This window comes from Nostoc sp. (assembly GCF_036917465.1).
Taxonomy (GTDB): domain Bacteria; phylum Cyanobacteriota; class Cyanobacteriia; order Cyanobacteriales; family Nostocaceae; genus Nostoc.
Map to the genome: position 1 here is coordinate 1 of NZ_JBALDL010000060.1, position 26448 is coordinate 26448.

A 26448-nucleotide genomic window follows, 5' to 3' on the forward strand; every position below is an offset into this window, starting at 1 on the left:
ACTATTTTTTCTCGAAGATCGACAGAATATGACTTCATTTAAAAGTATTTGTATTTTAATTTAGTGTACCTCATAATAGACGCAGGTGCTGTAATAGTTTCACTTACTCAGTCTAAACACCGTTCATAAATATGATTAAATAGCATCATTTCTATGATTTTTTTGCATTTATCAAATCAGGATCACTTTATTTAGCGATCTAGATCGCTAAGGGAATTTTCTATTTATTTATACTAATCACTCTACACGGTACTACGCAGACATAGCAGTAAATATTTAAAATACCTTTTCTATATAGGTTTTAGCGTGTTTTGCTTGTGTTTTGAACACTAAAATTGCTATATATGTTGCCAAAATAAAGTTGATTTTTCAGCTTTTATGCACTCATTCATCGCTAGAGAAGTTACTTATTTATACGGAGGTTTCCTTTGCTATAAAAGCTACATTTCTATTTACATTGAATATTCAGCAGGACATAGTAGTAAGTTACCCATATTTGCGATCGCTAGCTTTGATAATTAACGGTAAGCGTAAAACAAGTAGGCAATAGCTTTTCTGTTTATTGCCTCAATCTAGTTTTTCAGGAGTAGTTAATAAGTTAACTCCTAACACATAACACCGCCCAAAGCCTTAAGGTTTTGGGTAACTCTAGTCGGTAATTCTTTAAGGAATTGCCGTGTAGAGGATAGCGATCGCGGACGCTTTTATTCTGCTAAAGAGTCAACCCCATCATACTGCGGTATTAACACAAATGGGGCGGTGGTGGTGAATATTACGCGGAGTCCAGATTTACCCAATCTCGTCAAAGATTTTTCCGGCTTTGTCCGCTTCCGCGCTAAGGTTAAGTAGCTTTGAGAAAGAAAAAAGATTAAATATGAGGTTCCCTTTCCCCCTCTTTTTTATACTGGCATAGCTTGTCTCACTTCAACTGGTTCACCAGTCAAGCTAAAAGGACGAACTTCGGTAATTTTTACCTTCACTAACTGCCCTTTCAATTCTTTGATGTCGCCATTGAAGAATGTCAGACGATTACCACCAGTCCGTCCCATCACCTGGGTTTGGTCTTTAGGATTTTGGTCTTCTACTAAAACTTCTTCGATGCGTCCGAAGTAACGTTGCGATCGCTCGGCTACTTTTAAGTTTCCCAAATGATTGAGCCGTTGGAGGCGATCGCTTTTTATTTCTTCACTCAGTTGATTATCCCACAAAGCAGCAGGTGTCCCTGGACGCGGCGAATATGCTGCTGTGTTCAACATATCAAAGCCAATATTTTCCACCAGTTTCAGGGTATTTTCAAACTGTGCTTCTGTCTCCCCAGGAAAACCGACAATTGCATCAGCACTAATAGAAGCATCTGGCATATACCGCCGAATGGTATCGATAATCCGGCGATATTTTTCATGGGTATAACCCCGCGACATCGCCTTCAGAAGTTCATTATCGCCAGATTGAAAGGGAATGTGGAAGTGTTTGCAGACTTTGGGTAACTCAGCACAAGCCTTAATTAATCTCTCTGTAAAATAACGAGGATGGCTAGTAGCAAATCTCAATCTTTCAATCCCCGGTAGATCATGGACGTAATAAAGTAAATCTGTGAAGTTGTGCAGATTTCGACCTTCTGGTGTTGTTCCTGGCAAATCTCTACCGTAAGCGTCAATATTTTGACCAAGTAGAGTAATTTCTTTGTAACCTTGCCGTCCTAATTCTTCCATTTCAGCGCGGATAGCTGACGGCGTGCGAGATTGTTCTATCCCACGTACATTAGGAACCACGCAATAAGTGCAGCGTTCGTTACAGCCGTAAATTACATTTACCCAAGCTGTGACTTTACTATCGCGTCGGGGCTTGGTGATATCTTCAATAATGTGAACCGACTCGGTTGCGACAACTTGATTACCTTCAAACACCGATTCCAGCAAATCTTTAAGGCGGTTGGCATGTTGTGGCCCCATTACCAAATCTAATTCTGGGACTCGTCGCAATAGCGCTTCGCCTTCTTGCTGGGCAACACAACCAGCAACAATCAGTGTTAAATTAGGTTGCTCGTGCTTACGCTTTGCCTGTCTGCCAAGATAGGAATATACCTTTTGCTCGGCATTATCTCGAATTGTGCAGGTATTGTAGAGAATTAAATCTGCATTATTTGGGTCTTCTGACCATTCAAAGCCCATATCTTCCAAAACGCCAGCCATGCGCTCTGAGTCAGCTTTATTCATCTGACAACCGAAGGTAGTAATGTGGTAATGGCGTTTAGAAGTGGTCATGGGCAATTTTGCTTAATTAGCGAATGTATATAAGATTTATTTCTATTCTATAACGCTCTCAGAGGATGTTTTAAAAGTCCTCTTGTGGGTATTAAAACGTTCTATATCCCTCTAGCTTGGCTGACGACACGCTACTGCGATCGCTATCAATCAATTCGATAAATCACGCGATATTCACCAATACGATAGCGATAGTAGCCGGCCAAATTACCTTTGAGAGGCTTAATATTAGAGTGAAAACGAGGATTTTGTTCAATTTGCTGAAAGCACCTAGTGCATCGCGGCTAAAGCTTGGTTTGCAAAAGCATAAATCTCCTCTGCTTCAGCAGATAAAACAACGCTATACATCAGACCGAATCGTTCTCCAACTTTTTACCCGACCCTCAATAACATCTTTTTTACCCCTCTAGAAGGATTCAATAAATCCAGGAATATTAACTAACTCATCGGTAGCGTCTTCACTTTCTTTATCTGCTAGATAAGCTAAGAAGTCAGCAACCAGTTTTAGGCGTTCTGAAGACAATCCATCTAGATAAGTAAGTGGGTCAAATTAAATATCAAACCTCACCCTGCCTCCGGCTTCCCTCTCCGATACTTTGGAGAGGGATTGAGGGTGAGGTTTGATCTTATATTTAATTACGCCTACCCGCTAAAAAAAATTGAGAAATTTTTCTTATTCGCCATCTTGCACCATTAAATAATCAAGAATTTCACCAACAAATTTTGGCTCAATCATTCCCGCAAATAGCCGCAATACCTCATGCCAAGTTTCATCTTGCCAGTGTTTGCCAAAAACTTCAGTTTTGAGATCCTCAATTGAAATACTACGTTCCTTCTCAAACTGCCGGACAATCTCCGAAGCACAGAAATATTCTAAAAATTTCCGATGCAGAAAGGCATTGCTTGCTATCCAGCCAATCAACCATTCCACCATAATATTCACGCCTGCTAAGTGGTTGACTAGGAGTATATACACCTGTCAGAGAATCTTTCCAGATTTCTAGTAGGGACGCACAGCTAGCTGTGCGTCCTGAAGATTTGTTAAAAGTAACTAATAACTGTGCATTAATATTAGGAGTAGTTTTATGGTTTTACAAGTTAACCCCATCCAAAAAGAACCTACTGTTACTTGGGAAGCACTTCCTGCCGATTTCATTTTACCCGACGATCCAGTGGAAAATATTCAACAACCTGCGATCGCTGCTGCGCTTACCGATGCTTTGGGAAGCACAGGACGCATCCAACCCCAGATGCTGATTGGCTCTAATTTTGGACTTGTAGCCACAGTCAACAAAAAAATCGTTGTCAAAGCCCCAGACTGGTTTTATGTCCCTCAAGTGCAGTCTGTAGGAACAAATGTAGTTCGTCGCAGCTATACCCCGAATTTAGAGGGCGCTGCTGTGGCTGTGGTGATGGAATTTCTCTCAGACACAGAAGGCGGAGAACTATCAGTCCGCTCAACTCCGCCCTACGGTAAACTCCATTATTACGAAAAGATACTCCAAGTTCCAACCTATGTAACCTACGATCCTTACGAACCAAGCATAGAAATACGCTGCTTACAAAATGGACAATATACCTTGCAGCAAGCAGACGCTAATGGACGTTACTGGATTCCTGAATTAGAGTTATTTCTCGGAATTTGGCAAGGTGAAAGATTATGTCAAACCATGAATTGGCTGCGCTGGTGGGATACAGAAGGAAATATGCTGTTGTGGAGCAGCGAACAAGCTGAACAGGAACGCCAACGCGCTGAACAGGAACGCCAACGTGCTGAACAGGAACGCCAACGCGCTGAACAGGAACGCCAACGCGCTGAACAGGAACGCCAACGCGCTGAACAGGAACGCCAACGTGCTGATATATTAGCAGCTAGGTTACGTGAGCTAGGTATTGACCCTGATGCGTAGGCGTAGCCCGCACTTCTCTACGAGACGCTCTTGCTAGCTTGCTTCCACGTTCGCGGAGCGTCTCGTAGAGAAGTGGTACGGCAAGCTACTTCGGTTGCGCTCAGTACAAGTCAGTGAGAATCGTAGACATCGCATAACCTCAAGAAATGCTGGGAATAATAATTTTGGGAAATCAGCACCAAAATTTTATGAAACAGCAAAAAAATCAGTTCAGCCATCTTACTGCGATCGAAAGAAGTTATCTATCGTTTCCTGCACAGTTTTTATTGAATCAAAACCTTCTCCAAGGCAAAATACTAGACTTTGGTTGTGGCTTTGGTAATGATGTTAAAATATTACGCCAAAAAGGTTGTGATATTACAGGCTATGACCCTTATTATTTTCCAGAATATCCTGATACTAAATTTGATACAATAATTTGCTTTTATATTTTAAATGTTTTATTTACTGAAGAACAAACTAATGTTCTTATGGAAGTATCAAACCTATTAAAACCGGGAGGTAAGGCTTATTATGCTGTAAGAAGGGATCTTAAAAAAGAAGGATTTAGAGAACATTATGTCCATAAAAAGCCTACCTATCAATGTATTGTAAAACTTCCCTTTACTTCAGTTCGCTTAGATGAAAATCGGGAAATATATGAGTATGTTCACTATAATCATCAGCGCAATTCATCTAATTATTGTATATTCTGCAATCCTCATAAGACTCTCAAACTAGTAACTGAATCAGCAACTGCTTATGCTATTTTTGATGGCTATCCGATAAGCAAAGGACACGTTTTAGTTATTCCCAAACGTCATGTTAGCAATTATTTTGAACTACCATTGAAAGAACAATCTGCTTGCTGGTTTATGGTGAACAAAGTACAAAAAATTATCAAAGCAGAATTTGAACCTGATGGCTTTAATATAGGAATGAATATCAATCGAGCCGCAGGTCAAAATATTATGCACGCGAGTATTCATATCATCCCTCGTTACAAAGATGATACTGTTGGTACTAAAAGTGGAATTAGAAACGTTATTCCTAAAAAGCAATAGTTTTTTCTAAGAATTCAGGATTCGGAATTCTGCTGTAACTTGACCGCTTTGAAGTAATTCATTAAAATTACTAGAATATCATGACTTACTCGAATTTATCTCAACCTTATGAGTGACGGTGTGTTGGTGTTGGATGCCAAATAACCGGATTATTGACTTTAATCTGGCGCTAAAACGTCTGATTGGGGTAAAAAAGCAGCATATTGGACAACCTGCCGCTCAAGTTTTGGCAAAATGGCCAGAAATCGTCAGACTGTACCATACTCATGAAAAATCAGATTTTTCAGTCTAGTTGAAAATATTGCAAAATATTTCAGTTAGCCTAGATTATCTGGATCTATTCCTAGCGCTCTTAATTGTTCTGTCAATTGCTGCACCCGTTCTTCTGCTTTTTGAGCGCGTTGTGCTTCTTGTTGAGCGCGTTGTGTTTCTTGTTTTACTTGTTCTGCGGGCGTGAGATACCGTTGTCCTTGCCCATCATACCAATACATCCATTCCCGCGTTACACCGCAATAATTTCCCCTTTCGCAACCAATTCCTAAACCAATTTCTGGTAGCCAAACGGGGTTTTCCTCTTGCAATTCATACTTACCATTAACTAATTTATGTACTTCCAGATGGGGTTTACGACGGCGACGAGAGGAATAAATCACGTAGTAAAGTACACCCAAAGCTGCATATTCATCCAATTTAGTGGTGTATTCTTTACGATAATTTTGGGAAACTACTTCTAGCACGAAAATCGGTACAACATTTTCATCCCACAACACATAACTAGGACGCAACTCTTCATCATAAAAGCGCTCTACCCCTAAGCTCAAAAACCCATTTGGCACAATGGGCGGTTTATCGGGGTGATAATAAATACCCATATCTATGGCAAATAGCCAGTCCATACGTTCTGACCAAAGTATCAGCAGGATCGCCTTCAGCAAGCCTGGTATCAATTCTTGTAGCTCATTATCCACAGGCGTTTCGTCAGAGTCTGGTAGCTCCTCGGCTGAGGGCAAGTACCTTGGTAAGTTGTACTCTAACATGGCTGGTTTCCCAAAAACTCAAAGGATATTTGGCTCATCAGAATTATAGCGATTTCTCCGCTAGCAATGTCTACAAAGGGCTGTTTGGTGATGCACGTAGATTAAACGTATTAAACTTGTAGTAAGCGGATCTAGCCTCTAAGAAGCTCATTCTAGAGTGATAAATCGCTCACTACGAACAAAGGTTTTATCTTACATTTAATTACGTCTGCCTACTTATCACAATCTGATAATCTTGACGATTCAAATATTTTACTTTGACTAAATGATACCACTTGTGGTATTGATAAATAATCAAGATTATAGAAATATAATAGTTACTGGCTAATTTCTTAGTTGTGCAGAGCATTGCCTCAGCTAAAGTTGCAGCTCAGTCAAGAATACAAGCGTTTCTACGCTACCAAGGAAATCGCTTAAACTAATAAAATTTTGGTAACTCTTAACTATTAATAAATATATTAAGTGCTTAGTGCTTTAATGCTTTATATTTAGCGACAGGGTGGTGCAAACAGCTACTCATCTGCAAATACTTAGGAGGAAGTACCCATCGTAAGCAACTCACGCTTCGATACCATCAGCACGTAGCGTAAGTAAAGCTTAAATTCATATTCAAAGGAATAATTTTTGCTGAATTGTGACAGATAAAGACTAAACTAAAAAGTCTTGTGCAGCAAAACCTGTAGCTTTAAATGAAGTAATCATGTCTAAGGTTCTTGTCTCAGATTCTATTGACCAAGCTGGAATTGACATTCTTTCGCAAGTTGCGACTGTTGATGTCAAAATAGGTCTAAAACCAGCCCAACTCCTCGAAATTATTGGTGAGTATGACGCGCTGATGATCCGCTCTAGTACACGCGTCACTCAAGAAATCATTGAAGCTGGCACTCAGCTAAAAATCATCGGTCGGGCTGGCGTGGGTGTGGATAATGTGGATGTCCCGGCTGCCACACGTCGGGGAATTGTAGTAGTCAATTCTCCAGAGGGAAATACAATTGCCGCCGCCGAACACGCACTAGCAATGATTTTGGCTTTATCTCGCCACATCCCCGATGCTAACGCCTCGGTGAAACGCGGTGCGTGGGATCGCAATAGCTTTGTCGGCGCGGAAGTCTACAAAAAAACTCTCGGCGTTGTCGGTTTGGGTAAAATTGGCTCCCATGTTGCGGCTGTAGCTAAGACAATGGGGATGAAACTCCTAGCTTACGATCCTTTTATTTCTACAGAAAGAGCCGAACAGCTTGGCTGTCAGTTGGTGGAGTTAGATTTACTCTTCCAGCAAGCAGACTATATCACCCTACACATCCCCAAAACCCCAGAAACTACCCACTTAATCAATGCCACAACCCTGGCAAAAATGAAACCCACAGCCCGGATTATCAACTGCGCTCGTGGTGGGATCATTGATGAAGTAGCTTTAGCAGCAGCTCTGAAAGCCGGTAAAATTGGGGGTGCAGCCTTAGATGTATTCGAGTCAGAACCACTGGGTGAGTCTGAATTGCGATCGCTAGGTAAAGAAGTTATCCTCACTCCCCACTTGGGAGCCTCTACCGCAGAAGCTCAAGTGAATGTGGCCATTGATGTTGCCGAACAAATTCGGGATGTCCTTTTAGGATTACCAGCCCGTTCAGCCGTCAACATTCCTGGACTCGGCCCCGATGTGTTGGAAGAACTCAAACCCTATATGCAACTAGCAGAAACTCTAGGTAATCTAGTAGGACAGCTAGCTGGCGGACGGGTGGAAGTACTCAATATTCGACTGCAAGGGGAACTTGCTACCAACAAAAGTCAGCCTTTGATAGTAGCTGCCCTCAAAGGACTACTTTACCAAGCTTTGCGAGAACGGGTAAATTACGTCAATGCCAGCATAGAAGCCAAAGAACGCGGAATTCGGGTAATCGAAACCCGCGATGCTTCCATCAGAGACTATGCTGGAACGCTTCATCTAGAAGCCACAGGTACTTTAGGGACTCACTCTGTCACAGGTGCTTTGCTCGGTGAACGGGAAATCCATCTAACAGATGTTGACGGTTTCCCCATTAACGTCCCACCCAGCAAATATATGCTGTTTACCCTACACCGCGATATGCCGGGGATTATTGGCAAACTTGGTTCATTACTCGGCAGTTTTAATGTGAATATTGCCAGTATGCAAGTAGGTCGTAAAATCGTCCGTGGTGATGCAGTAATGGCTCTGAGTATAGATGATCCTTTACCTGAAGGCATTTTGGATGAAATTATAAAAGTCCCTGGTATTCGGGATGCGTATACAGTAACTCTATGAGTGCTGAGTGCTGAGTTTAAGAGAGTTAGAAGTTAGGAGTTATGAGTTAGGAGTTCTCTTGTTTAACTTCTAACTCCTCACTCATAACTCCTAACTCTTTTCACTCAGTACTCTTTACTCAGCACTCAGCACTCACCACGGGCTAAACGCCCCGCTAGCGCTAACAGCACTCAAAAGATGGCAAACACCTGGTGGGAACTACAGATTTTATGCGAACCAGACCTAGAAGATTCGATCTTTTGGCGACTGGAAGATTTTGGCTGTCGTGGAACAGCTAGTGAAAATAAAGGAAATTCATCTTTAGTCAGGGCTTATTTATCGACAATTCAAACACAGCTACTAGATTTGGCAGCGCTGTCACTGTGGCTGCGTCAAGATGCCCTTTGTATAGGAGTTTCATCTCCCTCTCTGCAATGGCAGTTAATTGATGAGGAAGATTGGGCAACTAGCTGGAAACAATATTGGCATCCGCAAGAAATAGGCGATCGCTTCTTAATCAACCCCGCGTGGCTACCATTACCAGAAACAACCGAACGGTTGGTGATTCGTCTTGACCCAGGTGTAGCATTTGGTACGGGCAACCATGCCACCACTCAGTTATGTTTGGAATCCCTAGAAATGCGACTGAGTGGAGTTCCTCAGTCATTTGTAGGTAATAGTGGCAAACATGAACATCTGGTAATTGCAGACATTGGCTGTGGTTCTGGTATCCTTTCCATTGGGGTGTTGCTATTGGGAGCCGAAAAAGTCTATGCAGTAGATAACGATCCTTTAGCGGTACAATCAACTATCAGTAATGGTTCCCTGAATGACATTGGCCCAGAACGTTTAATACCAGCACTGGGGAGTGTAGACGTTTTGACAAAACTGCTTGAAAAACCAGTGGACGGTATTGTTTGCAATATTTTGGCTAATGTGATTATAGAGTTGATTCCAGAAATGAGTGCGATCGCTAAACCTGAAACTTGGGCGATCTTCAGTGGTATTTTACTAGAACAATCTAAAGCTGTTGCTGACGCTTTGGAAAAACATGGTTGGGTCGTAGCTACCTTATGGAAACGAAAAGAATGGTGTTGCTTGAATGTACGGCGTTCTTAACCTATGCAAAACTATACACTGTAGAGGCAATTAATGAATTGCCCCTACCTGAAAATGAAGATTTCAGCTATGATTTGCGTTAGTCTTGTAAAAAAAATGGATAATGCGTTTTAACATTATTCGACTTAAGTATAAGTAATCAAGCAATCTGAAGTGACATAATATATAGATTACCCACTATTGACTTTTGAAACCAGCGATGAAAGAACGGCTACAAATCCCCAAGAAAGCTGACTCATCCGCTTCTAAGTCAGAACAAAGTCAGCTGCAATCGCACCTGTTAACTACTCACTCTCAACTTGGCTCCCACAAGCCTATAGTACAGGCAAAAATTGAGAATCAGGAATTTCAACAGCATCAGTTTGAAGCAACAAAACTCCAAATCCAAGCCAAGCATGGCACTATCACGCCAGAGGGAGAGGGACGACTCACTGTATTACAGGCAAAGATGAATCAGTCATTGCAGCAAGGCAAGGAACACTCTTTCCGGTTTGGTCATAACATTGACAAAATGGCGATCAAACGTGCTGATACTGTTTCATTGGCACAAATGCAACCTCTGCGGGAACAACTAATACAGCCAAAACTCACTATTGATCAACCAGGAGATCAGTATGAGCAAGAAGGGGATAGAGTTGCTATTTCTGTAGTCAATCAAATTAATCCACCTACTTTGCAAAACCAGGAAGGACAGCAGACAAACCTACCAGATAGTAGCAACGAACAAGGAAGCTCTAAACAAATATTAGCAGCAGATAAAAAACAAAAATTTTTACAGGAGTACTCACTAGCCAAAACATTAATAAATGGCATAGATGACACATTACCAGAAGAGAAAATCCTGGAACAATTATTCAAAAACTTTGGGAATATCCAATTTAAATACACAATGGTGAGCAAGAGTCAAGAAACTCTCTTAAAAGGCTCTCCAGAAGGAGATTGTCAGACATTAGCCCGTACTTTTAAAAAAGTTGCAGAAGAATATTTTGGTATAGAAAAAATAACAGTTGAAAGCATTGCTAAACCTTTTTTAACGGAAGCTGGAACTACCCCATACCAAGGTAACAAACCAAACTGTGATGATGGAAAGCGATGGTTCTTCCAAAACCATTATTGGGCTAGCTGGAACGGAAAAGTTTACGACGTTTTATTCCTCAGCCATAAACGAACTGAAGCAGATATGGCAAAACAGATGCAACCACTTACATCTATGTTGATGCCTGAGCAAGAGTACTATGAGACAGAAAAAGGAAAAATTGTATACCCAATCATCAATAAGTACTCCACTGTAGACATTAGTATATTTGAGAAGCTAAAAAACTTTGTTAATAATCTTGGTAGATTTTTCTCTGACAATATGAGTGCGATAATAAATAAAATTCAGTCTTTATTAGCCAAAGGTGGAAATAACACTAGTGGTTTTGATTCTTTAATGAGAGAACTAGAAAACGAAAAAACCAGTACTGTGATCTCAAACAATCAAAGTCAATAATTCTAGACCGATACTCGAATGTAAAAACACTAGCATGGCGAGATGCAATCTTTTGATTTCTACAAGCCGCACACTCGTGACTTTGAGTCATGAGTTAGAGTCAGTATAACCGCGCAAGGCATAGTTTAACCTCATGTTGAAATTGCTGTTTTATTAATTTTTACTTTTTTTGTCAGTATTTGCACTCTCAGTACTTTTCACTAATTTTACTTTGCAATCTAGATGAGCAGATGCGTGCGATCGCTAAAAAATTCCTGAATACTACTGTCCAGCCCTTAAGGGAGTCCTACTTCAGGATCTATTAAGTTAAGCAGGGTAAATAAAAGGATAGGACTAGCCCTTTCAAGGTGACTTGTAAAATCTCTTTTTTTCTCTCTGCGCCCTCCGCGTTCTCTGCGGTTAAAAAGTCTTTTATTTAACCACAGAGGCACAGAGTTAAGAGGTTAAAGACGAGTCTATTCAACAAAATTTTTACCCACCTTGAAAGGGCTAGTCCTAAAGGATAGAATTTTCCTGAGATTTACGTTTATAGAGAGATGTAGAGCCGCTTATAATTCGTTACAAGTTGAGAAAGGCTTTACAAGATGGTGTCAATTAATGGCAGATAAACCCCAACCAAAAATAGTAGTGAATAAATCAGTTAATTCACCCAAAGAAACTTCAGAAATCAAAATCCAGGCTCAGTCATCAGTAGAAAATGAACCGTCTGCATTAGAGTCTTTTATTACAACTGTTGCTCAGACTGGCAAAGCAGTTTTAGACACAGCAGTAGAAGCAGTAGAAGCGACAGCAAAACAAACACACAAGTTCATTGAGGAAACAACTCAAAGCAGTGGCCAGGTTGTGAATCGCCTGAGCGAAAATTGGCTAATTAGAAAACTATCTGGAGTGTTAAATCTAAATTGGCTAATTACTGATACTAACCTTGTTGATTTGGAAAAAGCAGAAGCGGCGGTAAATAAGCTCAAGCAAAAGTATCCCAATGAATTACCCAGCCAGATTGCTCACCGAATCATGGTTGAAAAAGCGACTCATGCAGCTACGGTTGGACTAGCAACTAGTATTTTGCCAGGAATAGCAGTTGCATTGTTAGCAATTGATTTAACAGCGACAACCAAATTGCAATCAGAAATGCTTTATCAAATTGCATCAGTCTATGGGCTAGATTTGAAAGATCCTGCCCGGAAAGGTGAAATTTTGGCAATTTTTGGTCTGGCTTTGGGTGGGGGTCGTCTTTTGAAAGCTGCGGGATTAGGTTTGCTGCGAAATGTACCCTTGGCGGGTGCAATGATTGGAGCTAGTTCAAATGCGACAATGATCTATTCATTGGGGTATGCTGCTTGTCGATTTTACCAAGCCAAGCTAGATGAATCTAGTTCTCTGGCATCGCCACAGACATTGGCAACATTAAAAGCCGAAAGTGAAAAGTATCTAGAAAGTGCGATCGCTCAAGAAGCCGTTATGGATCAAATTTTAGTTCACATGATCCTTGCTAGCCATCCAGACAAGACTTTGGAAGAAATTTTGCCAGAATTACAAGCTGTAAAACTCAGTCCTACCTCGTTGGATGCCATTGCCCAAAATATCAAATCACCAAAGTCTTTAGATATACTACTCAATCAGCTGAATCGGGATTTTGCCATACCCTTGCTGGCTCAGTGTAAAAAAATTGCCCAGCTTGACAATAAGACTACACCACCAGAGCAAGAAATAATCGCAGCGATCGCCAGTAAATTTGACATTGATCCAAATGGAATTGGGGCATAGTTGGTAAAACAGTAGAGTTCACGAATATCAAAGACAAAACTAGCCTCTTAAAGGTGAAAAAGTTACATGAGGCTAAAGATTGTTAATAAGTTTAAACCCTGCCAAACTCGAAGGAATTGGCAGGGTTTTCTAATGTTTTACTAAATTAATGTTGTATTATTAATCTTTCCAAATATAAGTACCTCGCTTTTTTTTAAGCCTTTTCCCTTTTTAAGTTGCTGTTTCTGTAGTCTAATTTTTTGTCTAGTTAATTCTTGAGCGCGGGTTTCAATTTGAATTTGGCTTTCTATTGGCTGTTCTTTAATTTTTTCTATTAGGCTTTTAACCATTATTTTTACCCTTCCTCTTTTAGCTTTTCAAGATGACTTTTATACCGGGCATCAGCCTTTTTAATTAAGTGTTTATAAAAAAGTTTTTGGCTAACACCGGATTTGTCACCTGCAACCAATAAAATTGCTTTTCTCAATGGGTCAAAAGCAAACTCCACCAAAAGCTGAGAATCGTAACTCTTTCATGTTTGGGTACTTCGACCCATTGAGCGTATCAATATGAGGACGTTTTGCTTGTGAGCCAAAGTTTTCTAATACCTGAGCCGTAGCAAGCAACTCATTTTTTACTTCTTGAGGTAGAGCATCGAACTCAGAGTCAAAATCATCATGAAACTCAACTTGCCATTCCACTAATTTATTATCGTTAAAATTTCATCCATTTTCAAGAGTATATCGATTTACAGTCTCAGCACTAAATTATAGCTACTGGACTCTGCTGCCTAATTTTCCTCACTCCCCACACCATGAAACAAGAATTTTGAGCAATACTGGTACAGGAAGGAATATTTACACAAAATCCCAAAATGACAATTCAACCTAGTGATAAGCCTTTGCTAGAGTGGGCAGGCGATAGTTTGGCAATTGGATTATTTGAAGATGCAGTGGAGTTAACTGGAGAACTGGCAACTTTAGATCAAAAGTTTTCTGGGGTATTAAAAGAACTAATTGCAGAAGAAGAATTTAAAGGTAAAGCCAGCAGTACTATCTTCACTCGTGTAAACGCTGGTAGCCCAGTGCGTAAATTGATTTTGGTAGGTTTAGGTAAACCAGATGCACTAAAACTCGACACTTTACGACGTGCGGCGGCGGCTGTAGCTAGGGTAGGAAAAAAGCAAAAAAGCAAAATACTAGGATTTAGTTTTCCATTATGGAATAACGATCCAGCAGCCAGCGCTCAAGCGATCGCAGAAGGTATAGAATTAGCGCTTTACCAAGATATTCGCTTTAAATCAGAACCAGAAGATAAAGGATCGCAAATCGAAACCGTAGATTTACTAGGTTTCGGTGGACAAGAAGCCGCCATTACCCGCGCCAATCAAATCGTTTCTGGGGTAAATTTGGCACGACAGTTAGTAGCAGCACCAGCCAACGCAGTCACACCAATTACTTTAGCCGAAACTGCTCAAGCGATCGCAAAAGAGTACGGCTTACAAGTAGAAATTCTGGAAAAAGAAGACTGTGAAAAGTTGGGCATGGGCGCATTTTTAGGAGTAGCCCAAGCTTCAGAGTTGCCACCTAAATTTATTCACCTGACTTACAAGCCAGAAGGTACACCCAAAAAGAAACTAGCAATTATTGGCAAAGGTGTAACCTTTGATTCCGGCGGACTAAATATCAAAGGTGCTGGTAGTGGCATCGAAACCATGAAAATGGATATGGGCGGTGCAGCTGCTACTTTGGGCGCAGCAAAAGCAATTGCTCAAATTAAGCCAGATGTTGAGGTTCACTTTATCTCGGCAGTAGCTGAAAACATGATTAGCGGTCGCGCCATGCGCCCTGGAGACATTCTCACCGCATCAAATGGCAAAACAATCGAAGTAAACAACACCGACGCTGAAGGACGTTTAACCTTAGCAGATGCCTTAGTGTATGCCGATAAATTGGGATTAAATGCGATCGTAGATTTAGCCACCCTAACCGGTGCCAACGTTATTGCCTTGGGTGAGGATATAGCTGGTTTGTACACTCCCGATGATGACGTAGCTTCCCAGATTGAGAAAGCTGCCCAAACTTCAGGGGAAAAGATTTGGCGGATGCCAATGGAAGAAAAATATTTTGAAGGGCTAAAGTCTGGCATAGCAGACATGAAAAATACAGGCCCGCGTCCAGGTGGTTCCATTACCGCTTCCCTTTTCCTCAAGCAATTTGTAAAAGAGACACCTTGGGCGCACTTAGATATTGCCGGCCCAGTGTGGACAGATAAAGAAAATGGCTACAACAGCGCAGGCGCAACAGGCTACGGCGTTCGGATGCTAGTTAGCTGGGTACTAGGGGCAGGGGAGTAGGGCAGGGGGCAGGGGGAGATAAGGGGAAATTATTTAACCAGTTTCTTCCCCAATTCCCAATGCCCAATGCCCAATTCCAAATGCCCAATTCCAAATTCGTGCTATGTTGAGCTTGCCAGCAAAAATTGTTGCAATAGTAACAGAAATAATTTGGTAGTCAGAAAGTTAAGCTTTTTCGGCAAAGCCATCTGGTAAAATTTATAAGGTTTCTAAAAGCTCTGAGCAATGGGATCGACTCGCGTAAAGATCGCAATTGACGCAATGGGAGGGGATCACGCACCCGGTGAAATCGTTGCTGGCGCAATGCGAGCAAAGGAAGAATTGGGTGTAGATATATTACTAGTTGGTGATCCCCAACAAATAGAAGCTGCCTTGCCACCAAAAACGAATTTAGGGCAGATGGAGATCGTGCCTGCTGAGGAAGCGATCGCAATGGATGAGGAGCCTTTAAATGCAGTTAGACGCAAACGCAAGGCTTCTATCAATGTGGCGATGGATTTAGTCAAGCAGCAGCAAGCAGATGCTGTATTTTCTGCCGGTCACTCTGGGGCAGCTATGGCATCAGCTTTGCTCCGCTTAGGGCGATTACCGGGAATTGATCGTCCAGCAATTGGGACTGTTTTTCCGACAATTGTTGCTGGGAAGCCAGTGTTAGTACTTGATGTCGGCGCAAATGTAGATTGCCGTCCGAAGTTTTTAGAGCAGTTCGCCGTCATGGGATCGGCTTACAGCGAGTATGTCTTAGGTACAACCGAACCGAAAGTGGGTTTGTTGAATATCGGTGAAGAAGACTCTAAGGGCAATGATGCAGCCGTCCGCGCCCACCAACTACTCCGCGAAAATTCTCAAATTAATTTTATTGGCAATGCCGAAGGGCGTGATGTGCTTTCCGGTAACTTTGATGTGATTGTCTGCGATGGCTTTGTGGGCAACGTACTATTAAAATTTGCCGAAGCAGTTGGAGAAGTGATTCTGCAAATTCTGCGCGAAGAATTACCCCAAGGATTGCATGGTCAAATTGGTTCAGCAATCTTAAAACCAAACCTGAAGCGAGTTAAGCAGCGAATGGATCATGCAGAACACGGCGGTGCTTTACTGTTAGGCGTGGCAGGAGTTTGTTTTATCGGTCACGGTAGCTCACAAGCACCTTCAGTTTTTAATGCAATTCGCATGGCCAAAGAGGCCGTTGACAACCAGGTAATACAACGAATTCAGTCCCAATATATCCTAGAGCGCGAAGGCGGTTAGTCATTGGTCATTGGTCATTGGTCATTAGTCATTTGTAAAGGGCAACTCACAAAAAGAGAAGTCTGAGCAACGACTCCCGGCGATAAAAACTTTGGAGACAAATGACAAAGGACAAATGACAAGGGACAAATGACAAGGGACAAATGACAAAAAGCTGATAGCTTGGGAGATGAGGAGTGCAAAACTTAGGCGTAGCAATTACCGGAAGTGGCTCGGCAGTACCAGCAACTTTTCTACACAACCAGACATTGAGTGAACTAGTTGAAACATCAGATGAGTGGATTGCCACAAGAACGGGAATTCGTCAACGACGATTAGCCACACCATCTGAGTCCTTGAGTGGACTTGCCACTGCCGCCAGCAGTCAGGCGATCGCAGCTTCAGGAATTAGACCAGAAGACCTAGACCTGATTCTGCTAGCGACTTCCACCCCTGACGATTTGTTTGGCAGTGCTTGTCAAGTACAGGCGCAATTAGGAGCCACCAACGCAGTAGCCTTTGACTTGACCGCAGCCTGCTCTGGCTTTGTGTTTGGTCTAGTTACAGCAGCCCAGTACATTAGAACGGGTGTTTATAAAAACGTCCTGTTGATAGGGGCAGATATCCTCTCTCGCTGGGTGGATTGGGAAGACCGACGTACTTGTGTATTATTCGGTGACGGTGCAGGGGCAGTAGTATTACAGGCTGACAAAAGCGATCGCTTATTAGGATTTGCCCTTAAAAGTGATGGCACTCAAAATCATCACCTCAAGCTTGCCTATGCAGGTGCTTCCCAAGAACTGCTCCCCGGTGTAAATATTACTAAAGGCACTTATCAACCTATTACTATGAACGGCAAAGAAGTCTACCGCTTTGCTGTCCAAAAAGTGCCAGAAATCATTGATAAAGCTTTATTTCAAGCCAACCTCAGCGTTGACCAAATAGATTGGCTGCTATTACATCAAGCCAATCAGCGCATTATCGATGCCGTTGCCCAACGCCTGAATATCCCAGAACATAAAGTTATAAGTAATCTTGCCCAGTATGGCAATACCTCAGCTGCTTCCATTCCTTTAGCTTTAGATGAAGCAGTACGACAAGGTAAAATTAAACCCAATGACATAATTGCTACATCCGGCTTTGGTGCCGGTCTTACCTGGGGCGCGGCAATTTTTAAATGGGGAAGATAAATATTTTGTCATTAGTTATTTGTCATTAGTCATTTGTCCTTAGTTAATGACCAATGACCAATGACCACTGACTACTGACCAATGACCACTGACCAATGACCACTGACTAATGACTAAAACTGCATGGGTGTTTCCCGGACAAGGTTCTCAAGTATTGGGAATGGGAATAGATTTATTAGATATACCTTCCGCTAAAGACAAATTTGCCCAAGCCGAGGAAATTTTAGGCTGGTCTGTAACTGAAATCTGTCAAAACGACGAAGCAAAGTTATCACAGACGCTATATACTCAGCCAAGTCTTTATGTGGTGGAAAGCATTATTGCCGATCTTCTTCGAGAACGAGGACACCAGCCAAATTTAGTTGCTGGCCACAGTTTGGGAGAATATTCTGCCCTTTATGTAGCGGGTGTCTTTGAGTGGTCAGATGGTTTATATCTAGTAAAGCGTCGTGCAGAACTCATGGATAATGCCGTCGGTGGAATGATGGCGGCTTTGATTAACTTTGACCGCGAACAGTTGGAAAAAGTCATTGCCGAAAACCCTGATGTAGTAGTAGCAAATGATAATAGTTCGGCTCAGGTGGTAATTTCAGGTACGACTGAGGCTGTACAAGCGGTGATGACTCAAGTTAAAGCCAAGCGTGCTATTCCTCTAAAAGTTTCTGGAGCATTTCATTCACATTTAATCGCACCTGCGGCTGCCCAATTCCAAGACATTTTAGAATCTGTGGAATTTCAGCCAGCTACTGTGCCAGTGTTGTCTAATGCAGAACCAATTCCGTCTATTGATGCTGAGATTTTAAAGCAACGGCTGAATAAACAAATGACTGGTTCTGTAAGATGGCGAGAAATTTCTCTGCAATTACCAGCCAACGGCATTGAGCGAGTAGTGGAAATCGGCCCTGGTAAAGTTTTAACTGGCTTGATTAAACGTAGTAGCCCTGACTTAATATTAGAAAATATCCAGAGTGCTGCTAATTTACCTGTTTAATTTTTTTAGAACTTTATTTCAATGAAAAACTCTGTATCCTCACATCGCTATTCTGTTAAAGAAATCCCTCCAAAGTCTTCCATCACCAGCGCATAGCCATTTTGATAGGGTTCCAGGTTATAGGTTTGGATGATTAGAGGTGAGTTAAGATTTTTGGCAATGGTGTACTGATTGCGAAACTGTACCAGTTCACTGAAACTCGAATAGGGATTTTTCAGTAGTTTAATGACTACAGGTTTTTGGTCAGCTTCTGGAACTGCACGATAAACTAGGGTTCGAGAAGCATTGTATAGTTCTTCGCTAACGTGATTGATATCCGGGAATAGTAACTAAAGTACTAACCATACTGCAAAATCCTAAAGATTTCCAGATTTAGTATTCCCAGATGGTTAAAGCAATTCATGTCTACAGATTTTTTGAGTTTGATCTGAGACTGGCGATCGCGTATGCTAAATTCAGTTTGATTTGCATTATCTTCTGTGGACAAAAACCGCGAATCGTTAATCAGTCTGGCACTTTACCACGCTTTCAAATGGTCAGTCGTCAGCCCCATGCTTCACTCTTACTTTCGGGGCCAGATTTATGGTGCGGAAAATGTTCCCCAATCAGGGCCTTTGTTGATAGTGAGTAATCACGCTAGTTACTTTGATCCGCCAATTGTCTCCAACTGTGTACGTCGTCCAGTCGCATACATGGCGAAAGAAGAGTTATTTAATATCCCCATTTTGGCGCAAGCGATTAAATTGTATGGTGCCTACCCGGTGAGTCGGGGAAATAGCGATCGCAATGCTATCCGCTCCGCCCTAGAATATCTCAATAAAGGTTGGGCTGTTGGTGTTTTTTTGGAAGGGACTCGCACCCCAGATGGTCGAATTACAGACCCCAAAAGAGGCGCACTACTGCTGGCTGCGAAAGCAAAAGCCCCAATATTGCCAGTAAGTGTTTGGGGTAGTGAAAAGATTTTACAAAAAGGATCGTCCCGACCTCGTGCAGTTCCCATCACTGTGAGAATTGGTAACTTGATTGATGCTCCCAGTTCCACTAATAAAGAGGAATTAGAAGCGTTGACACGAAAGTGTGCCACGGTAATTAACGCAATGCATGATTTAGGAAGATAAGTTAGATACGCAAGAGATATATGCTTTAAGGAGGTAGCGCTCGCTATTAAGTTTCTCTAGTATTAAAATCAATTCACTCTAGCTATCAACAAAGAGAATTCCAACAAATAAATCATCCATCTTATATGGTGGGTAAATTTATCACGCTACACACCTAGTTTTTCTCTATTTCTTAATTACGAACTACGAACTACGAACTACGAACTACGAATTACGAATTATTATGAGCGGCTTTGAAGCCAAGAATTTTTGGGAGCGATTAAACAATCTGGCGTTAGTCCGCTTTTTGCTTTTAGTTGCTTCTGGCTGGGCAATTGTACAGCTTTTAGCTTACTTTGAATCAGTCATTGTGATTTTTACATTTGCGGCAATTTTGGCTTTTTTACTCAGCTATCCTGTACAAGGGCTGCGGCGTTTTTTGCCCCACGGTGTAGCGGTTGGTGTCGTATTCTTACTCAGTATTGTAATTATAGGCGGTCTGATAATTACCGTGGGCTTAACGGTTTTATCTCAAGGACAACAGTTAATTGATAGTATCACTGCATTTTTGAATTCTTTAGTACCTTTATTAGAAGGATTAGAAGGATTTTTACGAAACCGTAATTTACAAATAGATTTAAGTTTTATTGAAGAACAATTGCGAAATCAGGCTGTATCAACTCTTGTGACTAGTTTGGCAATTATACAAGGTTTTATGACGAATTTTGTGACTTTTATATTAATTGCAGTTGTAGCTTTCTTCATGCTATTAGATGGAGACAAGTTGTGGAATTTTATTTTAAAAATAGTCCCAAAACATCGTCGCAGTAAATTTACAAGTATAATTAGACGGTCTTTTTTAGGATTTTTTAGAGGTCAGTTATTATTAAGTGCATTTCTCACAATTTCAACATTCTTAGTTTTTTTAGTATTAAAAGTACCTTTTGCTTTAATATTGTCAATCATAGTCGGAGTCGTTGATATTATTCCTGGCATAGGAGCAACATTAGGAGTAAGCACAGTTACTCTATTTGTCTTATCTCAAGGTGTTTGGTTAGCATTGAAAGTATTGATAGCTTGTATTATCCTCCAGCAGATACAAGACAATTTGATTGCGCCCCGAATTATGCAAGGTGCGCTGAATCTTAATCTTGTAGTGATATTTTTTGCTTTGCTAGTAGGCGCTAGAGTAGCAGGATTATTAGGTGTTTTTATATCTATTCCCATCGCGGGAGTAATTGTATCTTTATTTGAAATTGATGAAATGAAATCTGAAGTTTAGCTGAAAGGGGAAAGAGACGCGATTGAGCGCGTCTCTTAAATGTAGAATAATTTATTAGACAATATAAATTAAGGAATGATGTCGGATTTAAGAGCAGAATTAACAGAAATTTTGGATGAGTCAGAGTGGGAGTGGCTAATTCCTCATATACAACGAGATGCGGTAATTTTGGTGTCACCAGAGTTAAACTTGGTGGATGTTGGAGTAGCGATCGCTAGTGATAACATTCCATCAGTAGAACAGTGGATTGATCGACAATTAATTACCAAACCCACGACAGTACAAGTGGGAGAATGGAATCTTGAGCGCAATAAGCGATTTAATACTCTCATTGTTCAGCCTTACGTTTTGGTGAAGGAAATAGTTGCTGCTTAAATTAGTTTCTGTATTGTTTTCGATGATACTTGATGTTGGCGTAGTTTCTAACGAAAGATAACTTTGTGTGCCAGTTATTACCACGCACTAACTGACTGATTTGACTAAAGCAAAATTTTCTCTTTTAAGATTTAGCCATCTAGGAGCTAAAATTGTTACGATAATTTCAGATTAGATGTTGAAACCTTGATCCAATCTGAAACCTTAGAACTATTAGAATGGCATCGCCTCTGCCAGCACCTTGCCACCTTCGCGGCAACTAAGCTGGGGGCGACAGCTGCGCGTCATCTGAAAATACCCGATTCTCAGACTCAAAGCGAACAGTTGTTAGAGCAAACCAAAGAAATCTACCAACTGGAAACTCGCCTCACTACGGGGCTGTCATTTGAGGGAATTCAAGATATTGGCGATTCCTTAGAACGGGCGGAACGTAGCGGAGTTTTGTCTGGCGATGAACTGTTAGCGATCGCTACCACCCTCGCTGGTGCTAGAAGTTTGCGCCGTGTCATCGACAATCAGGAAGATTTGCCGATATTGAGTGAGTTGGTTGCCGATTTGCGGACTTATCCAGACCTAGAACAAGAAATTCACCGATGTATTGATGAACGGGCCCAGGTAACTGACCGCGCGAGTCAAAAACTGGGAGAAATTCGCACAGATTTGCGGCGATTACGCAGCCAAATTACCCAAAAGCTGCAAAACATCTTACAGGCAAAATCTGGAGCAGTTCAAGAACAGCTAATTACCCAACGTAGCGATCGCTTTGTCATCCCCGTAAAAGCACCGCAAAAAGATGCCATCCCCGGTATTGTCCACGATACCTCTACCAGTGGTGCAACGCTATACGTAGAACCGAATTCCGTAGTACCTCTAGGCAACCAACTGCGGCAAATCATCCGCAGAGAGCAAGCCGAAGAAGAAGCGGTTCGCCGTGTTTTGACGGAACAAGTAGCCGCAGTCAAACCAGATTTAGAGAGATTGTTAGCGATCGCCACAACTTTAGATTTGGCAACCGCTAGATCGCGGTATAGTTACTGGCTAGGAGCAAATCCCCCCCGATTTATCCAGCGCGAAGACAGTGAAACCATTACCTTGCGGAACTTACGGCATCCTCTGTTAGTGTGGCAACAACAGCACGAACAAGGGCAACCAGTAGTTCCTGTAGATTTGCTGATCAATCCGCTAATTCGGGTAGTGACAATTACCGGGCCAAATACTGGCGGTAAAACTGTAACCTTAAAAACTCTAGGGTTAGCAGCATTGATGGCCAAAGTGGGTTTGTTTGTCCCCGCCCGCGAACCAGTAGAAATACCTTGGTTTGATAAAGTGCTGGCAGATATTGGCGATGAACAATCCTTACAGCAAAGTCTATCTACATTCTCTGGTCACATCCGCCGCATTAGTCGAATCTTAGAAGCATTGGAGAATGGGGAAGCAGAGGGACATGAGGAAGAGTCTAATCCCCCATGCCCCATGCCCAATTCCCTAGTCTTACTCGATGAAGTCGGTGCAGGAACCGATCCAGTTGAAGGTAGTGCGTTAGCGATCGCTTTGTTGCAATATCTCGCTAACCATGCCCAGCTAACGATCGCCACTACTCACTTCGGCGAACTAAAAGCCCTGAAATACGAAGATGAGCGGTTTGAAAATGCCTCTGTAGAATTTGACGAAAGCACTCTCTCGCCTACTTACCGTCTGCTGTGGGGCATCCCTGGACGTTCTAACGCCTTAACTATTGCCTTACGCTTGGGATTAAAGCCAGAAGTTGTACAACAGGCGAAAACCCAAGTAGGAGAGGCTACAGATGAAGTTAACCAAGTAATTGCTGGCTTAGAAGCCCAACGTCGCCGCCAAGAAACCAAAGCAGCCGAAGCCCAAAGTTTGTTGCAGCAAGCGGAACGTTTATACAAAGAGGTATCCGCAAAAGCCGCAAGTTTGGAGGAAAGGGAAAGTAGTTTGCGGGCTTCACAAGAAATAGCAGTCCAACAAGCGATCGCTCAAGCAAAAGGTGAAATTGCTCAAGTGATTCGCCGTTTGCAAAAAGGTACACCCACAGCCCAAGAGGCCCAGCAAGCAACTAATGCTTTAAATCAAATTGGCCAGCTTTATCAGCCAGCAACGCCAGCCAAACCAAAAGCTGGGTTTATGCCCAAACTAGGCGATCGCATCCGCGTTCCCAAACTCGGACAGATAGCTGATGTAATCGCCGCCCCTAATGAAGATGGCGAGTTAAGCGTTCGCTTTGGATTAATGAAGATGACGGTGAAGTTGCAAGACGTAGAATCTCTAGATGGTCAAAAACCCGAACCAGTCGTCAAGGCCAAACCAGCCCCAGCACCAGTAACCCCACCACCACAAAGTGTCCCGGAAATTCGGACTTCCCAAAATACCATCGATTTGCGTGGTAAACGGGTAGCTGATGCGGAATACATTTTAGATAAAGCCATCTCCGAAGCTACAGGCCCAGTCTGGATTATTCACGGATACGGTACTGGTAAACTGCGCCAAGGAGTTCACGCCTTTCTGCAACAGCATTCCAGAGTGAACAACTACGAACCAGCAGAACAAACAGATGGCGGTAGTGGTGTTACCGTTGCTTATATTAAATAAAAGTCTGAAACGACGTATTTAGGTTGATACACAACATTATTCTTTTATACAGTGCGTAAGTCCTAGATAATTGTCTTCTCCACACCTGTATTTTCTAATTTTGTCCCCAAAACTTAGGATAAATTTTATATAAATTACGGCAAAGATTTGCTCTTATTAGGCAATTTACATAGGAGTAAAAAAGAGAAACTCATTAGTAATAAGCCTGATGGAGATGGTTCTGGAACTTTGGCAATTACTAATGAGAGATTATCTGCATAGCCATCGTTTACACGCCCACGAACATAGTTCATATCCAGAACAACATTAATTTGCCTTGCACCAACGGGAACAAGACCCTTCGTAGACTTGAACAATAAACCTGTTGTGTTATTTCTTTCGTCTGGAGTGGGGGAATTAATAAATGTTGTATCTAGATTTTGACCATCTTGATTGAGGAAATTAAGACTAAATTTCACATTATCTAAATCAGTGTCGTAGCCACCTAACCAAGCACTTAAATCGTAGGCTCCTTGCCCAGTATCAATTACAGAAGCAAGGTCAGTTATATCAATTAACTGAGAAGCACTTGATGAGCCTCTACCAGCGCCACCAAAAAATAAATTATTTCCTCGTACATTTGGCCCTGAGCTATTAGCATTAGGAAGTCCACTAACGGCGACTATATTGCCCAAAGCATTAGTAAATTCAAAACCTGTAGCTCCATATTGCAGCACACTGAAACTATCAGTTGTAATCCAGCCGGGGATAAAGGGGATATCAGTCCCAACACCATTACCAATAGGATCTCCTTGTCCTTGTTCTGCATCCCCATTAACAATAAGATTTTGACCAAGGGTAGCTGCATGGATAGGGTTAGCAAGCAGAATACTCGATGAAATTACTGCTATTAAAGCTATACTCAACTTTGATATTTTTTGAGAGAAAAAAGGAAAAAATTTGAGATACTTCATGTTTTACTTCTTTGTTAAGTGACAAAAATTTTGATTAAGAACAAGATAAACTTAATAAGTTTTGTAGCTGCGGGATTCTGATTTGATTAGTTGCTTTTTATTCCAAATTAAAACCAAACCCAAAGCTATTAAAATTCCACCCGCACCTTGATGTTCGGGAACAGAAGTAGATGGGGCGCTAAATCCATACTTTGCTAAAATGTCTTGCCCTTCTGGTGATAGGATATATCCAGCTAATTTTTCACCATCAGGATCGGCGTTTTTCAGTGTAGTTAGTCCATAATTAGCTTTTGTTGCCAAATAATCGGGTAATTCTACTATTTGTAAATTGTCACCACCTGTTGTTATTTGGGCAGTCTTCCCACTGGTGTAATAAGCTAAAAATATATCTGCCTGCTTTGTTTCTTGGAGAAAATAGACTAAATTATTTTTGCCATTAGGAACAATCGGAGCATTAGGATTACCACCTACCAACTGCAAGGCTTTATTCTTTAAAATTTGAGAGCTACCAGGTGTAATTTGATCTGACTTGTCAAATATCTGCCATGCATAGTTACCAGATGGATCTGCTATGGGTGTGGAAGTTCCCAATTTGATTTCTGGTTTTAGCAAAAAATCCAACAAATTATCTGATGTGATACCAAGTCCCGATCGCACAACAGCAACCATGCGGTTACTAGTGAAGTTCACTACAGGTTCGCTTAAACCTTCTTCAAACAATGTTTGAGGGTTATCAATATCTGCACTAGCAAAAACATCTGCCGATTTTCCGGCTTCGGAGAATTCTTGTTCTATGAGTTCTCGTGTTAAACCAGATGGCCCAAATAGCGTTTCTACTGGAATACCATATTTCTCATTAAAAGATTCACCTATTTCTGTGAGGCTATCGCGTAAACTACCAGCACCGTATAGCTCAACCGCCAATGCCTGAGTTGGTATCACACTGACAGCACAAGCTATCAGTGAAAAGGCAAAAAAATGCTTTTTCATCGTTATTATTGCGTTACTATTACTACTCAATAAATTATCTGTAACTCATACTTAAGTATGGGTTTTGGGAAAGGTCTAAACTATTACCTCTATCCATCAAAGTAATAAATGAGTTTTGATATGTGTGTGGTTTGCGATTAAAGTTATAGTACCAACTAAGTTGGAAAAAATCAATTAGCCAACATCTTCAAACGCTGACTTTATGAATGAGGGTAAGAGGCATCAATCTTCCTGATGTTGCCCAGCCTGTCCTGAAATAACAGGCTGGACACAAGTGAAGCTGCTATTTAACAGCTAGAAGCACCTTTGGTAAACTAAACAAGCAAAAGATTTGTATAGTAATTATGTATACATTAAGAACAAGTAATAAACATCAAGAAATTTCAAGATTTCAACCCGTAAATAAATGTGGGAGTATTCTACATAATTAGCAGTTAGCATTAAAAACATAGTTTATTTATACTCTTGTACGGAATTAGCAGTGAAAGTTGGGTAAACCTTAATTA

22 protein-coding genes and 3 pseudogenes are annotated in these 26448 nt (G+C 41.5%); 16 read left to right on the forward strand and 9 right to left on the reverse strand.

Annotated features, from left to right (window positions below; translation table 11 throughout):
* Window positions 1–378: 378 nt before the first annotated feature.
* Complete coding sequence (locus V7K38_RS13130) at window positions 379–522, forward strand: hypothetical protein (RefSeq protein WP_334858354.1); 144 nt, start codon at window positions 379–381, stop codon at window positions 520–522.
* Between the two features lie 377 nt (window positions 523–899).
* On the opposite strand, the gene miaB is transcribed toward V7K38_RS13130, so the two are convergent.
* The 3 genes and pseudogenes from miaB to V7K38_RS13145 all read right to left on the reverse strand — a co-directional run.
* Window positions 900–2264, reverse strand: coding sequence for a tRNA (N6-isopentenyl adenosine(37)-C2)-methylthiotransferase MiaB (gene miaB, locus V7K38_RS13135; RefSeq protein ID WP_334858355.1), 1365 nt, complete (start codon window positions 2262–2264; stop codon window positions 900–902).
* Between the two features lie 146 nt (window positions 2265–2410).
* The gene (locus V7K38_RS13140) at window positions 2411–2521 is read right to left on the reverse strand and encodes a type II toxin-antitoxin system RelE family toxin (protein ID WP_334858491.1); all 111 of its coding nucleotides are present in this window, start codon (window positions 2519–2521) and stop codon (window positions 2411–2413) included.
* 419 nt (window positions 2522–2940) lie between these two features.
* A pseudogene (locus V7K38_RS13145) lies at window positions 2941–3162 on the reverse strand (hypothetical protein); the annotation flags it as partial.
* A gap of 187 nt (window positions 3163–3349) precedes the next feature.
* Here V7K38_RS13145 and V7K38_RS13150 point away from each other — a divergent pair.
* From V7K38_RS13150 to V7K38_RS13160, 3 genes are all read left to right on the forward strand, one after another.
* Entirely contained in the window at window positions 3350–4174 is an 825-nt protein-coding gene (locus V7K38_RS13150; protein ID WP_334858359.1) for a Uma2 family endonuclease, read from the forward strand.
* 188 nt (window positions 4175–4362) lie between these two features.
* A complete protein-coding gene (locus tag V7K38_RS13155) occupies window positions 4363–5217 on the forward strand; it encodes an HIT family protein (RefSeq protein ID WP_334858361.1) in 855 nt (284 codons plus the stop codon).
* A 133-nt stretch (window positions 5218–5350) separates the two neighbouring features.
* The gene (locus V7K38_RS13160; RefSeq protein WP_334858363.1) at window positions 5351–5509 is read left to right on the forward strand and encodes a hypothetical protein; all 159 of its coding nucleotides are present in this window, start codon (window positions 5351–5353) and stop codon (window positions 5507–5509) included.
* A gap of 25 nt (window positions 5510–5534) precedes the next feature.
* Here the strand turns inward: V7K38_RS13160 and V7K38_RS13165 are convergent, their stop codons facing one another.
* The gene (locus V7K38_RS13165; RefSeq protein ID WP_334858365.1) at window positions 5535–6254 is read right to left on the reverse strand and encodes a Uma2 family endonuclease; all 720 of its coding nucleotides are present in this window, start codon (window positions 6252–6254) and stop codon (window positions 5535–5537) included.
* Window positions 6255–6954: 700 nt separating this feature from the next.
* Between V7K38_RS13165 and serA the strand changes: the two genes are divergently transcribed.
* From serA to V7K38_RS13185, 4 genes are all read left to right on the forward strand, one after another.
* Entirely contained in the window at window positions 6955–8535 is a 1581-nt protein-coding gene (serA, locus tag V7K38_RS13170) for a phosphoglycerate dehydrogenase (protein WP_334858367.1), read from the forward strand.
* Between the two features lie 177 nt (window positions 8536–8712).
* A complete protein-coding gene (gene prmA, locus V7K38_RS13175; RefSeq protein ID WP_334858369.1) occupies window positions 8713–9633 on the forward strand; it encodes a 50S ribosomal protein L11 methyltransferase in 921 nt (306 codons plus the stop codon).
* Window positions 9634–9832: 199 nt separating this feature from the next.
* Window positions 9833–11125, forward strand: coding sequence for a hypothetical protein (locus V7K38_RS13180; protein ID WP_334858371.1), 1293 nt, complete (start codon window positions 9833–9835; stop codon window positions 11123–11125).
* 597 nt (window positions 11126–11722) lie between these two features.
* Entirely contained in the window at window positions 11723–12892 is a 1170-nt protein-coding gene (locus V7K38_RS13185) for an EcsC family protein (RefSeq protein ID WP_334858373.1), read from the forward strand.
* 140 nt (window positions 12893–13032) lie between these two features.
* Here the strand turns inward: V7K38_RS13185 and V7K38_RS13190 are convergent, their stop codons facing one another.
* Window positions 13033–13221, reverse strand: coding sequence for a hypothetical protein (locus tag V7K38_RS13190; RefSeq protein WP_334858375.1), 189 nt, complete (start codon window positions 13219–13221; stop codon window positions 13033–13035).
* 5 nt (window positions 13222–13226) lie between these two features.
* Window positions 13227–13572: pseudogene (locus tag V7K38_RS13195) on the reverse strand (type II toxin-antitoxin system RelE/ParE family toxin).
* A gap of 173 nt (window positions 13573–13745) precedes the next feature.
* Here V7K38_RS13195 and V7K38_RS13200 point away from each other — a divergent pair.
* The 4 genes from V7K38_RS13200 (at window position 13746) to fabD (ending at window position 18635) form a co-directional block, all read left to right on the forward strand.
* Window positions 13746–15227: a leucyl aminopeptidase gene (locus V7K38_RS13200; RefSeq protein WP_334858377.1), complete on the forward strand. Its 1482-nt coding sequence runs from the start codon at window positions 13746–13748 to the stop codon at window positions 15225–15227.
* 225 nt (window positions 15228–15452) lie between these two features.
* Window positions 15453–16475, forward strand: a complete 1023-nt coding sequence (gene plsX / locus V7K38_RS13205; protein ID WP_334858379.1) for a phosphate acyltransferase PlsX — start codon at window positions 15453–15455, stop codon at window positions 16473–16475.
* A gap of 176 nt (window positions 16476–16651) precedes the next feature.
* Window positions 16652–17644 (forward strand): beta-ketoacyl-ACP synthase 3, encoded by a 993-nt coding sequence (locus V7K38_RS13210; protein WP_334858381.1) that lies wholly within the window; start codon window positions 16652–16654, stop codon window positions 17642–17644.
* A 109-nt stretch (window positions 17645–17753) separates the two neighbouring features.
* The gene (gene fabD, locus V7K38_RS13215; RefSeq protein WP_334858382.1) at window positions 17754–18635 is read left to right on the forward strand and encodes an ACP S-malonyltransferase; all 882 of its coding nucleotides are present in this window, start codon (window positions 17754–17756) and stop codon (window positions 18633–18635) included.
* Window positions 18636–18685: 50 nt separating this feature from the next.
* Here the strand turns inward: fabD and V7K38_RS29660 are convergent.
* Window positions 18686–18980: pseudogene (locus V7K38_RS29660) on the reverse strand (hypothetical protein); the annotation flags it as partial.
* Between the two features lie 134 nt (window positions 18981–19114).
* Here V7K38_RS29660 and V7K38_RS13220 point away from each other — a divergent pair.
* The 4 genes from V7K38_RS13220 (at window position 19115) to V7K38_RS13235 (ending at window position 23999) form a co-directional block, all read left to right on the forward strand.
* The gene (locus V7K38_RS13220) at window positions 19115–19753 is read left to right on the forward strand and encodes a lysophospholipid acyltransferase family protein (RefSeq protein WP_334858383.1); all 639 of its coding nucleotides are present in this window, start codon (window positions 19115–19117) and stop codon (window positions 19751–19753) included.
* Window positions 19754–19976: 223 nt separating this feature from the next.
* Window positions 19977–21014 (forward strand): AI-2E family transporter, encoded by a 1038-nt coding sequence (locus V7K38_RS13225; protein ID WP_334858385.1) that lies wholly within the window; start codon window positions 19977–19979, stop codon window positions 21012–21014.
* Between the two features lie 78 nt (window positions 21015–21092).
* A complete protein-coding gene (locus tag V7K38_RS13230) occupies window positions 21093–21389 on the forward strand; it encodes a DUF2288 domain-containing protein (RefSeq protein ID WP_334858493.1) in 297 nt (98 codons plus the stop codon).
* Between the two features lie 186 nt (window positions 21390–21575).
* Window positions 21576–23999 (forward strand): endonuclease MutS2, encoded by a 2424-nt coding sequence (locus tag V7K38_RS13235; RefSeq protein WP_334858386.1) that lies wholly within the window; start codon window positions 21576–21578, stop codon window positions 23997–23999.
* Between the two features lie 134 nt (window positions 24000–24133).
* Here V7K38_RS13235 and V7K38_RS13240 read toward each other — a convergent pair whose 3' ends face one another.
* Window positions 24134–24904: a PEP-CTERM sorting domain-containing protein gene (locus tag V7K38_RS13240; protein ID WP_334858388.1), complete on the reverse strand. Its 771-nt coding sequence runs from the start codon at window positions 24902–24904 to the stop codon at window positions 24134–24136.
* 99 nt (window positions 24905–25003) lie between these two features.
* Window positions 25004–25942, reverse strand: a complete 939-nt coding sequence (locus tag V7K38_RS13245; protein ID WP_334858390.1) for a molybdate ABC transporter substrate-binding protein — start codon at window positions 25940–25942, stop codon at window positions 25004–25006.
* Between the last annotated feature and the right edge of the window lie 506 nt (window positions 25943–26448).